At 63.9% G+C, this 11,872-nt stretch carries 12 protein-coding genes and 1 pseudogene; 8 read left to right on the forward strand and 5 right to left on the reverse strand.

The features are described 5' to 3' along the window. Positions 1-57: 57 nt before the first annotated feature. A complete protein-coding gene (locus H292_RS0103635) occupies positions 58-852 on the reverse strand; it encodes a MerR family transcriptional regulator (RefSeq protein ID WP_020110455.1) in 795 nt (264 codons plus the stop codon). A gap of 57 nt (positions 853-909) precedes the next feature. Here H292_RS0103635 and H292_RS0103640 point away from each other — a divergent pair, with 57 nt between their 5' ends. Further along, positions 910-1,218 carry a nuclear transport factor 2 family protein gene (locus tag H292_RS0103640; RefSeq protein ID WP_020110456.1) on the forward strand — a complete coding sequence of 103 codons (309 nt, stop codon included), beginning with the start codon at positions 910-912 and terminating at the stop codon, positions 1,216-1,218. Positions 1,219-1,231: 13 nt separating this feature from the next. Here the strand turns inward: H292_RS0103640 and H292_RS0103645 are convergent, their stop codons facing one another. Both H292_RS0103645 and H292_RS0103650 read right to left on the reverse strand, forming a co-directional pair. Continuing rightward, entirely contained in the window at positions 1,232-1,423 is a 192-nt protein-coding gene (locus H292_RS0103645; RefSeq protein ID WP_020110457.1) for a helix-turn-helix transcriptional regulator, read from the reverse strand. A 1-nt stretch (position 1,424) separates the two neighbouring features. Then, positions 1,425-1,829, reverse strand: coding sequence for a hypothetical protein (locus H292_RS0103650; RefSeq protein ID WP_231383743.1), 405 nt, complete (start codon positions 1,827-1,829; stop codon positions 1,425-1,427). An 82-nt stretch (positions 1,830-1,911) separates the two neighbouring features. Here H292_RS0103650 and H292_RS0103655 point away from each other — a divergent pair, with 82 nt between their 5' ends. The 4 genes from H292_RS0103655 to H292_RS0103675 all read left to right on the forward strand — a co-directional run bounded on the left by H292_RS0103655 (position 1,912) and on the right by H292_RS0103675 (position 4,372). Then, positions 1,912-2,247, forward strand: coding sequence for a TfoX/Sxy family protein (locus tag H292_RS0103655; RefSeq protein ID WP_020110459.1), 336 nt, complete (start codon positions 1,912-1,914; stop codon positions 2,245-2,247). A gap of 40 nt (positions 2,248-2,287) precedes the next feature. After that, a complete protein-coding gene (locus H292_RS0103660; RefSeq protein ID WP_020110460.1) occupies positions 2,288-2,806 on the forward strand; it encodes a TIGR04338 family metallohydrolase in 519 nt (172 codons plus the stop codon). Between the two features lie 17 nt (positions 2,807-2,823). Beyond that, complete coding sequence (locus H292_RS0103665) at positions 2,824-3,594, forward strand: LLM class F420-dependent oxidoreductase (protein ID WP_020110461.1); 771 nt, start codon at positions 2,824-2,826, stop codon at positions 3,592-3,594. 169 nt (positions 3,595-3,763) lie between these two features. Further along, complete coding sequence (locus H292_RS0103675) at positions 3,764-4,372, forward strand: class I SAM-dependent methyltransferase (RefSeq protein ID WP_020110463.1); 609 nt, start codon at positions 3,764-3,766, stop codon at positions 4,370-4,372. Here the strand turns inward: H292_RS0103675 and H292_RS0103680 are convergent. Further along, positions 4,352-6,238 (reverse strand): S9 family peptidase, encoded by a 1,887-nt coding sequence (locus tag H292_RS0103680; protein WP_027498591.1) that lies wholly within the window; start codon positions 6,236-6,238, stop codon positions 4,352-4,354. The two genes, H292_RS0103675 and H292_RS0103680, sit on opposite strands and share 21 nt — an antisense overlap. 20 nt (positions 6,239-6,258) lie before the next feature. After that, positions 6,259-6,891, reverse strand: coding sequence for a hypothetical protein (locus tag H292_RS0103685; protein WP_020110465.1), 633 nt, complete (start codon positions 6,889-6,891; stop codon positions 6,259-6,261). Positions 6,892-7,061: 170 nt separating this feature from the next. Here H292_RS0103685 and H292_RS28510 point away from each other — a divergent pair. The 3 genes and pseudogenes from H292_RS28510 to H292_RS0103705 all read left to right on the forward strand — a co-directional run bounded on the left by H292_RS28510 (position 7,062) and on the right by H292_RS0103705 (position 11,632). Further along, a pseudogene (locus H292_RS28510) lies at positions 7,062-8,765 on the forward strand (ABC transporter substrate-binding protein/permease). 2 nt (positions 8,766-8,767) lie between these two features. Further along, positions 8,768-9,496 carry an amino acid ABC transporter ATP-binding protein gene (locus H292_RS0103700; protein ID WP_037187957.1) on the forward strand — a complete coding sequence of 243 codons (729 nt, stop codon included), beginning with the start codon at positions 8,768-8,770 and terminating at the stop codon, positions 9,494-9,496. 93 nt (positions 9,497-9,589) lie between these two features. Further along, positions 9,590-11,632 (forward strand): PhoX family protein, encoded by a 2,043-nt coding sequence (locus H292_RS0103705; protein ID WP_019665109.1) that lies wholly within the window; start codon positions 9,590-9,592, stop codon positions 11,630-11,632. The last annotated feature ends 240 nt before the right edge of the window (positions 11,633-11,872 follow it).

An 11,872-nucleotide genomic window follows, 5' to 3' on the forward strand; every position in this document is an offset into this window, starting at 1 on the left:
GATCCGAGTGTTGGGTGCCGACGGATGCCGACGACGAATGGTAACCGCACCCGTCGGCTACGTTCCGAAAACCGGCCAGCCGATCTCGGTTCGCCATCGACTCGGGTCGGCAGTGTCGCGTGGTCCGACGTGATAGATCTCGTGCACCGGCCCGGCGATCGCGAGGCCGTTCGATTCGACGTACACCCCGAGCGCACCGTAGGTGACATCGATGTCGTCGTGGCTGCCGTGGTGCACCGTCGTCGCCAGCTCCGTTCCGCCGATCGTCAGCGGTTGCACCCGTCCCAGCCGGGGTGCATCGGTCGTGGGCAGGTACACCGTCATCGTTCCGCGGCCGTCGGTGAACAGGTCGTTGTCGTACAACCCGCCAGGACTGCCGACGGGGGAGACCACCGCGTCGAGCTCGGCCATGGCGTCGGAATACCACTCGAGCATGTTCGACGAGTCCACCTCGCCGGATATCGCCGCGACCGTGACCTTTTCGGTGACGAGACGCGTGACCTCCACGGAAGCCCCGGTCGGTTGGAGGAGTCTCTTCATCGCGCTGATCGACGACTCCGCTTCCTTCACCTGACGTTCGAGCCGTTCCAGATGCCCCAGAATCAGCCCGGCCCGCTGCGTCGGGTCCGGGGTGGTGACGATCGCCCGCACCTCGCGCTCCGGCATGTCGAAACTGCGAAACCGGCGGATGATCTGAGCCGTCGGCACCTGCGCCGTCGTGTAATAGCGATAACCGGAGTGGGCGTCGACCTCGGCGGGTTCGAGCATGCCGGATTCGTGATAGCGACGAAGCGTCTTCACCGACAGATGGGTGATGCGGGAGAACTCACCGATGGTGAGCAGGCCGTTCATGCCCACATCCTGCCTGGGGTCGACTCTCCCGGTGGGGGAGGGTGGAGCGTGTCCGTCATGACATTCATCGACAGGTATTTCGAACTCGCCGCCGATTCCGATCTGGAGGCGTACTTTGCACAGTTCCGTCCCGACGCCGTTGTCGAGGACGAGGGCCGGGAGCACCACGGCATCGACGAGATTCGCGCGTGGCGGACCGAGGTTCCCGACGTCACCTATCGTCCCGGGACGCCGACGGTGTCCGGGGACGGTCATGACGTGAAAGCGGAGATCGCAGGAGATTTCCCGGGCAGTCCCGTCACTCTGCGGTTCTGTTTCGAGCTGGACGACGCCGAGAAGATTCGAGTTCTCCGTATCCGGCCGTAGGTCCGGTCCGGCGTCATTGCGGGTCGAAGATGTCCTCGATTCGGCATCGGAAGACCGCGGCAAGCTGGAATGCGACGGGCAGGCTCGGGTCGTAGCGTTCCTTCTCGATCGAGATGACGGTGAGCCGTGTGACGCCGATGCGGTCGGCGAGATCTGCTTGGGACCAACCGAGTTGGAGTCGTCGTAGTCGAACGTCGTTCTTCATCTCACGCGAGGGTTCGTCGGCGCTCGATCGCGTAGCGTGTCGTGCACGATGCGAGGGCGACGAGCAGCAGTCCGATCAACAGTGTCGCTGCCGGGACATCGATTCGACCGATGGACACTGCCGCGAGGCCGAGGCCGATCACGATGATCAGATCGGTAGCTGTTCCACTCAATGCTGCACTGAGCCAAGTGGATTCGACGTCACCCTCGGACGGTCCCTGTTTCGGAATCGTCACAGGCGCCACCCAGAACAACCATCCGAGTGCGCCACACGCCGGGAGCGCACACAGTCCGAAGACTATCGCGGACAGCCCCGGCGCGACCGGGGACAGGAGCCAGGCCGCTGCGGCGACGAGCAGGGCTGCAGCAAGCCCGGTCGATCCGGCGTAGAACCAACGACGGGTCATGTCCATCCTCCGATGTATAGGAAGCTATACGTATAGCGGACTATACATCGACGAGGCGCCTCCCGCGTCCTAGTATCCGTCCATGGCGTACGACGCGGAATTGGCGGATCGGATCCGCGAAGCACTCGTCGACGAGCCGTCCGTCGTGGAGAAGAAAATGTTCGGCGGACTGCAGTTCATGGTCCGCGGCAAGATCGCCGTCGGTGCCCACTTCGACGGCGAACTGCTCGTCAAAACCGATCCCGCGCAGACGGAAGAACTGGTTTCTCGACGAGGAGCACGAGCCGCGGTCATGGGAGATCGCGACATGGGCAACGGCTGGATCACCGTCGACTCCGACGGTGTGGCCGGTGACGGTCTGGACTACTGGATCGGCGTTGCCCTGGAGTACAGCGAGCGCACCCACCCGCAGAGGTGAATCCGCCGGAACCGGACGTGAACGGTCGGTGGGCGGCATTATGATCGCGCCGGTGAAGACGAGGGACTCGCAGCGTTCCAAGGTGTACGAGGCGGAGACGATGGTCCGGCGCATGTTCGATCGCGCCGAGGAGCACACTGTGCGGTCCGTGGAGATACACGGCTCCACCATCACGCTGCCGGTGGAGCGGAAGTTCGCGTCGATCGAGTCCGTGCAGATGTATGTCGATGCGGTTCTGGCGATGAACTGGGTGCAGGCCCGGTGGCCGCATGCGGACGGCGTCGTACATGTTCGTGAGCGGTCCGGCACCGGGGCGTCGCACTACGAACCGGACACTCAGACCATCGCCGTTCCGCTTCACCGCCGGAACGAGGCGTGGGCGCTGCGTGAACTGGTGGTTCTGCACGAGCTGGCGCATCACTTCGATCGCGCCGAGAACTCCTCGCACGGTGGAGAATTCGTGGATCTGTTCATCACTTTGGTCGGCGAGATCATCGGCCAGGAAGCCGGGTTCGTGCTGCGCGCGACGATGCTGGACTGCGGCGTCAGCATCGGATAGCGCGCATACTGGAGGTCATGACTGTGAAAATCGGCGTTCAGCTTCAGCCCCAGCACGCTCCCGACTACCAGCTCATCCGCGACGCGGTTCTCCGTTCCGAGGACGCAGGCGTCGACATCGTCTTCAACTGGGACCACTTCTATCCGCTGTACGGCGACCTCGACGGCGAGCATTTCGAGTGCTGGACCATGCTCGGCGCGTGGGCCGAGCAGACGTCGAACGTGGAGATCGGCGCCCTCGTCACCGGCGGCGGCTACCGCAACCCGGATCTGCTCGCCGACATGGCTCGCACCGTCGACCACATCAGTGGAGGTCGGCTTGTCCTCGGCATCGGCGCCGGGTGGAATCAGAAGGACTACGACAACTTCGGTTACGAGTTCGGCACACCGGGTTCACGGCTGAAGCTCCTCGCCGAGTACCTGCCGCGGATCGTCGATCGTTTGAAGGCCGGCAACCCGGCGCCGACGCGCGACATCCCCATCCTCATCGGCGGCGGCGGTGAGAAGAAGACCCTCAAGCTCGTCGCTCAGTACGCACACATCTGGCACAGCTTCGCCGATCTCGACGAGTTGAAGCGCAAGTCCGGGATCCTCGCCGAGCACGGCGACACCGTCGGGCGCGACGTCAGCTCGATCGCCAGGTCCGTCGCCTGGCCGGGCGCGGACAAGGCTCAGGGCTTCGTCGACGCCGGGGCCACGTTGTTCACCGTCGGAACCAGTGGTCCCGACTACGACCTGACCGAGCTGAAAGAGGCCATCGCCTGGCGGAAATCCGCGAACGACGGCTAGAGCCCTTCATCGACAATTTTGCCATTTCGGCAAAGCTAATTGCCGAACGCCCGCAGGTGGGGCATGTTGGTCTCATGACGAAAATGGATGTGTTCTCGGCAAGTTCCGAGGCGGAGGTCTGCGAGATCGTGCTCGGCAGTGCTCGTCACGGATTCGAGGTGATCGGCCGATGATCATGGACGAGAAGTTCTGGGACGACATGCACTCGGGCAGCGGCTCAGGTTGGAGCGGCAATCCCAATCCCGTTCTCGTGCAGCAGGTCGCGGATCTGAAGCCCGGGCGTGCGCTGGACATCGGCTGCGGGCAGGGCGACGATGCGAGATGGCTGGCGTCGAAAGGATGGACCGTCACGGCGTCGGACATCTCCTCCGTTGCTCTCGCTCGCGCCGCCGAGCGCGCGGAGGGCACCGGGGACATCACCTTCGTCCACGCGGACTACGTGGCCGAGGCACCGGCGGCCGCGGCATTCGACCTGGTGACATTGCATTACTTCGCGATCCCCAAGGCGAATCCCGCCGCGGCTCGCGCGATCGCCGACGCCGTCGCGCCGGGCGGGACTCTCCTCGTCGTGAATCACGACGTGGGTGCCGACCAGGAGTGGAACGGGATCAAGCCGTCGGACTTCTTCGAACCACACGGCATCGCTGAGCTCCTGGACGAGTCGTGGACGATCGAGGTCGACGAGACGCGACCTCGGTCGACTGCGCCGCCCGCGGGGGCGCATCACACTCACGACACCGTTCTCCGGGCCCGTCGGCTACTTCGCCCGACCGCCTAGGTGTTCGGCGAGGAACTTCTCGACCGCACGGTAGAACGTGATGTTGTTCTCCGGATTGACGAAGCCGTGCCCTTCGTCGTCGAAGACCAGGTAGTCGACCTCGACGCCCCTCGCTCGAAGCCGCTCGACGACGTTGTCCGATTCGGCCTTGACCACGCGGGCGTCGTTGGCGCCCTGGGCGATCATGAGCGGGCGGGTGACGTCGTCGAGCCGAGAAATCGGTGACCGAGCAAGCATGTCCGCTTCCTGCTCCGGGATCGCGGGGTCGCCGACGTACCGGTACCAGTTGTTGACCAGGCCGGGCCGCGCGAACGCCGGTTGTGTACGCATGAAATTGGCGAGGTCGGAGACCCCGACGTAGTCGATCGATGCCGCGAACACCTCCGGCGTGAACGTGGCGCCCACGAGGGCCGCGTACCCGCCGTAGGACCCGCCCATGATGGCGACGCGGTCACGATCGGCGTAACCCTGGGCCACAGCCCATTCCACGCCGTCGACGAGATCGGTGTGCATCTTGCCCGCGAATTCACCGATCGCGGCCTGAGTGTGGACCTTGCCGAATCCCGTCGATCCACGAAAGTTGATCTGCAGCACGGCATATCCGCGATTGGCGAGAAACTGCACACCCGGCGTGTACCTCCACGCGTCCCGGTACCACGGTCCACCGTGCACGAGAACGACCATCGGCAAGTTGGCCGGTTCGACACCCACGGGAAGCGTCAGGTACAACGGCAGAGGCAGTCCGTCGCGGGCCTCGATCGTCACCGGTGTCATGACCGCCATGTCACGCGGGTCGAGGTGCGGATACGGCCGGAACAGCATCCGGCTCTCACCCGTCTCGTGGTCGTAGAAATACGTGACGTTGGGGTCGCGGTCGTGGGTGAATGCGACCACCCATTTCTTGCCGCAATCATCGGAGGACAGGGCTCCCACGTCACCGTCGGACAATGCCTCCAGGTTCTTCAGGACTTCGGCGAAACCCGCATCCACGGCGTGGATCACCTGGCGCTCGCCGAGGTACCGCACGCCGATGAGCTCACCCGTCGCCCTGCTGAAGACAAGTGGCGATCCACTCTGTTCGACAGCACGTCGAGACGCATCCAGCTCCATGCTCGGATGACTGTCGACGACGGTCTCCTCGCCCGTCTCCAGGTCGATGCGCGCGAGCACCGTCAGATCACTGTTCGTCACGGAGTCGATCAACACTCCCGTGCCGTCGGCGGTCGGGTGCGTCAGCGTCACGCCGTACGGATAATCGGACCCGTCGAAGGTCGTCACGTGGGTGACATCGTCGGATCCCGCGCGGCGACGGGAAATCTTCATGTGGCCCTGATCGGTGAACTCGGACAGCAGGAGGTCGCCTCCGACGCCTGCACTCCAGCCCGTCCCCGGTCCCGGGCTCTCGCCGATGACCGTCAATTCTCCTGTGGCGATCACCAATTCGTACAGATCGAACTCGGCGAGGCTCCGCGCGTTCATGGCGAGGGTGAACACGCCGTCCTTGTCGCGGGACTGTTCCAACGAGTACACCCGCGATCCGGGGAACGGGGTCAGGTCGACGGCGTCGGCTTCCGGGTCGTGCAGGTCGACGCGAAAGACGTGGTGGTTCTCGTCTCCACCGGAATCCTGAAGGTACAGAAGCCAGCGAGGATCATCCGTCCACCGATAGTCGAGCACACTTCGGACATCGTCGGCGGTGACACAGCGCGCTTCGGAGCCTTCCTCGAGGTCTTGGATCCACACGTTCAAACGGTTGCGCCACGGCGCGAGGTAGGCGATCCTGCTGCCGTCGGGGGAGATCGACGCCCCGGTGCGCTCGGGCGCGCCGAAGAAATCCTCGATCGAGATCAGGTCGGGTGCAGTCATGTCTTCTCCGTTTCCTTCGTTCACATCGATGTCCATATCGTTTCCATGTCGAGAATCTTGTTGTGCCGCAGCGTCAATGCGCGTTCCATCGCGGCGACGATCCCGGCGAACAACAAGACCGTGTTCGCCCACACCGGCAATTGAATCGGCGAGACGAACGTTCCGAAGCGTTCGGCCACCGCCGGGATTCCGGTCGCGATCTCCAGCGCGAACGGAACCGCCAGAACCAAGTTGACGATCAGAAGAACGATCGCCACCCACCCGATGACCCTGCTGACAACCGGGTGACGCTCGCCCAGGCGTCGGCGACGGTCTTCGAGCGTCCCTCGCACCGGCGTGAGCCTGCGCCCGACGCCGTCGCGTCTCGAGAAATGGACCCGGGTGACGCCGTAGAGCGACGCGGCGACGTCGATTCGGCCGTCGGCGACAGCGAACGACGCGGGCAGGTCCTGCGTCGATACGAGCCGCCCGTCCGCGTAGAGCTGAGCCGTATCGCCGTCGGCGATGTCGACCTCGACCGTGAACCGAGTCCCGGCGAGGTCGAGCTCGTACAGGTACCTGTTCAGTACCTGCCACGGCCGCAACGGCGTCAACTTCCTCATGACTCCGAAGCCTTCCGGACCTGCTCGCGTCGGGGCAGTGCGCGCGGTCACCGGTTCTTGTTACAACGTCACGGATCGACGATGACGAATGTCATGGCGACGGGCGGAATACAACGCCGACGATGCGAGTTGGTTAACACGTTCGCAATCCGGGTACCGATCACCAGCTCAGGCACGTTAGCCTCAGTGGTCATCGAAACCATGCACCGAGGAGTTCTCTCTTGACCAGTCGACGTTTACGAGGCCGCGCCATCGCGGCTGTCGCTGCGGCGCTCGCACTCACGCTCGGGGCGGCAGCCTGCGGGGGCGACAACAGCTCGGGCGGGACAGGGGAGAACGCACTCGCCGGTTCCGACCAGCAGTCCCTCGACAAGTACACCACCGAGGACGTGACACCGCTCGATCAGATCGACACCGCGAACCTCGGCCTCATCAAGCCGGGAACGCTGTACGTCGGCACGCTGTCCGACGCCCCGCCGAACATCTTCATCGACGAGGCAGGCAACTTCACCGGCTTCGACAACGAGCTGCTGAAGGCCGTTGCTGCGAAGCTCGACCTGACCGTCGAGTTCTCCGCCACCGAGTTCTCCTCGCTGCTCGCAGCGGTCAACAACAAGGTGTACGACGCCGGATCCTCGTCGATCTCGACGACGGACGCCCGCCGCAACACCGTCGGGTTCACCAACGGTTACGACTTCGGTGAAATGGCGCTCGTCGCGAAGAACGACTACGCGGTCAAGACCATCGCCGAGCTGGACGACCAGCAGCGCATCGGTGTCGTGCAGGGCACGGTTCAGGACGACTACGTCACCAACACCCTCGGCATCGAGCCGGTTCGCTTCCCGGACTACAACACTGCGTACGCGAACGTGAAGTCCGGCCAGATCGACGCGTGGGTCGCTCCGTCGCAGCAGGCTTCGGGCCAGGTGAAGGCCGAGGACGGCGTCGCCATCCTGGAGAAGACGATCAACACCACCAACTTCACGGCGTTCGCTGTCGCGAAGGACAACCAGCCTCTCATCGACGCGCTGAACTCAGGCCTCGACGCTGTGGTGGCGGACGGTACCTGGAGCACCCTCGAGAAGGAGTGGTACCCGGACCGCGAGGTTCCGGCGGACTGGAAGCCGGGCAGCAAGGCATCCACCCCTCCGGCGAACTAGAACATGAGCACACTGTCGAATCTGTACGACACGTTCTTCGACTGGGAACTCATCTGGGACACCGTTCCCAAACTGATCACCGTCGGATTGCCGAACACCCTCATCTTGGCGGCGTCGTCGGGGGTCATCGGTACGGTGATCGGGCTCGGGCTGGCGGTGGCGGGTATCTCCCGCACCCGCTGGCTCCGGTGGCCGGCGCGGGTGTACACGGACATCTTCCGTGGCTTGCCCGCGGCGGTCGTCATTCTTCTCATCGGCCTCGGATTCGGGCCGACGCTGACCGAGTACACCGGCAGCCGCAGCCCGTTTCCGCTCGGCATCCTGGCGCTGTCGCTCATGGCGGCGGCGTACTTCGGCGAGATCTTCCGCTCCGGCATTCAGAGCGTCGATTCCGGTCAGCTCGAGGCGTCACGGGCTCTGGGCTTCAGCTACCGGAAATCGATGACGCTCGTCGTGGTTCCCCAAGGCATCCGCCGCGTCCTGCCCGCGATCGTCAATCAGTTCATCTCGCTGATCAAGGACAGTTCGCTGATCTACTTCCTCGGCTTGCTCGCGTCGCAACGTGAGTTGTTCCGAGTCGGTCAGGACACCGCCGCGCAGACCGGCAACCTGTCACCGTTGCTCGCGGCAGGCGTGTTCTATCTGTTCCTGACGATTCCGCTGACCCACCTGGTCAACTTCATCGACAAGCGGCTGCGATCGGGCAAGGCCGACACATCGGGAACGTTGGATCCGGTGGAAAAGATCATCGCGGTGGAGAGGTAGTCATGTCTTCGGTTTCATTGACCGGCACCGATATTCACCTCGCGTTCGGTACCAACAAGGTGCTGCGCGGAGTCAACATCCATGTCGACGCAGGCAAGACCACGACGGTCATCGGCCCGTCCGGTTCCGGAAAGTCCACGCTGCTGCGTGCACTCAACCGTCTGCACGAGCCGGACCAGGGCGACATCCTGCTCGCCGGCAAGTCGGTACTGAAGGACAATCCGGACGATCTCCGTCAACGGATCGGCATGGTCTTCCAGCACTTCAACCTGTTCCCGCACAAGACCGTTGCCGAGAACATCGCACTCGCAACCCGCAAGCTGAAAGGCCTGTCGAAGGACGCGGCACGGGCCGCGGCGCTCGAACAGCTCGAGCTCGTCGGACTGTCCGCGAAGGCCGATTCGCGCCCCGGCAACCTTTCCGGAGGCCAGCAGCAGCGTGTGGCGATCGCCCGAGCTCTGGCCATGAAGCCGGAGGTCATGTTCTTCGACGAGGCGACCTCCGCATTGGACCCGGAGCTGGTCAAGGGCGTCCTCGCCCTGATGTCCGACCTCGCTTCCGGCGGCATGACCATGGTCGTCGTGACGCACGAGATGGGCTTCGCCCGTTCGGTGTCCAACAAGGTTCTGTTCATGGACCACGGCAGTGCCGTCGAAACCGGAACTCCTGATCAGCTGTTCGACGATCCGCACACCGATCGTCTCAAGCAGTTCCTGTCCCAGGTTCTGTAGCCCTATGCGAATGGAAGTTAGGTAAGGCTCGTTGGTCGTGACTTCACCATCACGTTCCTTTACCTTCGCTTTTGACTGACACTCTCCCCGTTCATGAAGCTTCTCCCAATTCTCTCGGTTCATGACGGCAGTTCCTCGCGATCGAACCTGACGTGCAAGTACAAGTGCGGAGACGCGTGCTTCCACGAGGTCCCGAACACGTCGAAGGGCCAGTACTTCGGCGACATCGTCAAGACGGCGATGTCGAGGCGTGGAGTGCTGCGCGGCGGCGCGATGGCCGTCGTCGCGGTCGGTGCCGGTGGTGTTCTCGCTGCCTGCAGCACGGACGAGCCTGCAGCTACCGGTTCTGCCGGGGCGACGGACACCCCGCCCGTCGACGGCGTCGACTTCACCGCTGTCGCGCCCAACACCGAAGACGCCGTCGTCGTCCCCGAGGGGTACGAGCAGGGCATCATCATTCGGTGGGGCGACCCAGTGCTCGAGGGTGCGCCGGAGTTCGACTTCGACAACCAGACCGCAGCCGCACAGGCCATGCAGTTCGGTTTCAACAACGACTTCGCGGGTCTGCTACCCATCGAGGGAACCCCGAACGCGTACTTGCTGGTGGTCAACCACGAGTACACCACCGAGCCGTTTCTGTTCAAGGGATACGACGAGGAGAACCCGACGCGCGAGCAGTTCGACATCGCGCTTGCCGCACATGGCCTTTCGGTCCTGCAGGTGAACGGTGAGTCCGGTTCGGGCAAGCTGACTCCGGCGTTCAGCCAGTACAACCGTCGTATCACCGGTACCACCGAATTCGTCATCACCGGCCCCGCCGCGGGCAGCGATTTCCTCAAGACCTCCGTCGACCCGACCGGAACCAAGGCGTTCGGCACGTTCAACAACTGTTCCGGTGGCCTGACGCCGTGGGGGACGGTGCTCTCGGGTGAAGAGAACATCAACCAGTACTTCGGCAACGCGGAGTCGGTCACCGATCCCGTCGTCGCCGAGCGTCTCGCGCGCTACGGCATCGAAGGAGCCGCGAGCGATCGCAAGTGGGAGCGCTTCGACAAGCGATTCGACATCGCGCAGGAACCCAACGAGGTCAACCGATTCGGCTACGTCGTCGAGGTCGATCCGTGGGATCCGAACTCCACTCCGATCAAGCACACCGCTCTGGGCCGTTTCAAGCACGAGGCCGCGACGATCTACGTCACCGACGACGGCACGGTCGTCGCCTACAGCGGTGACGACGAGCGATTCGACTACATGTACAAGTTCGTGTCCAGTCGAAAGATGATGTCCGGCAACGGGCAGGCCGCCATGAGGCACAATCGAACCATCCTCGACGCGGGCACGCTGTACGTCGCCGTGCTCACGGGCGATGCACCCGACGCCATCGACGGCAGCGGAACCCTTCCGCCGTCGGGCAAGTTCGCCGGCAAGGGTGAGTGGATTCCGCTGCTTCGCACCGGTGAGGACGGACGAGGAGAGTCCCTCGTCGACGGCATGTCCGCCGAGGAGGTCGCGATCTTCACCCGCCAGGCAGGCGACAAGGTCGGGGCCACGAAGATGGACCGCCCGGAGGACTTCGAGCCCAACCCGGTCACCGGCAAGGTGTACGTGGCGCTGACCAACAACACCAACCGCGGCACCGAGGGCAAAGCCGCTGCCGACGAAGCGAACCCGCGCAACAAGAACAAGAACGGTCAGGTCCTCGAACTGGAAGACGACCACGCAGGCACCACCTTCGTGTGGAATCTGCTCATCGTCGCGGGAGACCCGAACGAGGCGGACACCTACTTCGGCGGTTTCGACAAGAGCCAGGTCAGCCCGATCTCCTGCCCGGACAACCTCGCGTTCGACTCCAAGGGCAACCTGTGGGTCTCGACGGACGGCAACGCTCTCGAATCCAACGACGGCCTGTTCGCGGTGGTCCTCGACGGCGATCGCCGCGGCGAGACCCGGCAGTTCCTGACGGTCCCTGCGGGCGGTGAGACCTGTGGTCCGATCATCCAGGACGAGCGCGTCGTCGTCGCCGTGCAGCACCCCGGTGAGTTCGACGAGGCGTCTGCTGACAACCCCATGTCGCACTGGCCCGACGGTGGCGATTCCCAGCCCCGTCCCTCGATGGTGGCGGTCTGGAAGGTCTAGCTACCCGGAACTCGTACAGCACGATTCGCGGAAGGCCCGCACAGCCCACAGGGCTGTGCGCGCCTTCCGCATTGTTAGGTCTCATTCAAATAATTGACTGCATCTGTGAATTCTCTTCACAGTCCCGGCCAGGGGCGAGGTTCGGTTGACCTTGGGTAACGGTTGTGTAAACCTCGAATTCTCAGACCTAGCGGGTGGGACCTTCGTCACAGAGCGAGCGGCGTTTCGGGGCAGCGCACG

The organism is Rhodococcus sp. 114MFTsu3.1 (assembly GCF_000383555.1).
Classification (GTDB): Bacteria; Actinomycetota; Actinomycetes; order Mycobacteriales; family Mycobacteriaceae; genus Rhodococcoides; species Rhodococcoides fascians_E.

Coding starts and splice junctions, on each gene's coding strand:
- H292_RS0103655 (WP_020110459.1), top strand. CDS start 1,912: ATGGCGTACGACGCGGAATTGGCGGATCGGATCCGCGAAGCACTCGTC.
- H292_RS0103645 (WP_020110457.1), bottom strand. CDS start 1,423: ATGAAGAACGACGTTCGACTACGACGACTCCAACTCGGTTGGTCCCAA.
- H292_RS0103665 (WP_020110461.1), top strand. CDS start 2,824: ATGACTGTGAAAATCGGCGTTCAGCTTCAGCCCCAGCACGCTCCCGAC.
- H292_RS0103660 (WP_020110460.1), top strand. CDS start 2,288: ATGATCGCGCCGGTGAAGACGAGGGACTCGCAGCGTTCCAAGGTGTAC.
- H292_RS0103680 (WP_027498591.1), bottom strand. CDS start 6,238: ATGACTGCACCCGACCTGATCTCGATCGAGGATTTCTTCGGCGCGCCC.
- H292_RS0103700 (WP_037187957.1), top strand. CDS start 8,768: ATGTCTTCGGTTTCATTGACCGGCACCGATATTCACCTCGCGTTCGGT.
- H292_RS0103705 (WP_019665109.1), top strand. CDS start 9,590: ATGAAGCTTCTCCCAATTCTCTCGGTTCATGACGGCAGTTCCTCGCGA.
- H292_RS0103675 (WP_020110463.1), top strand. CDS start 3,764: ATGATCATGGACGAGAAGTTCTGGGACGACATGCACTCGGGCAGCGGC.
- H292_RS0103640 (WP_020110456.1), top strand. CDS start 910: ATGACATTCATCGACAGGTATTTCGAACTCGCCGCCGATTCCGATCTG.
- H292_RS0103650 (WP_231383743.1), bottom strand. CDS start 1,829: ATGACCCGTCGTTGGTTCTACGCCGGATCGACCGGGCTTGCTGCAGCC.
- H292_RS0103635 (WP_020110455.1), bottom strand. CDS start 852: ATGAACGGCCTGCTCACCATCGGTGAGTTCTCCCGCATCACCCATCTG.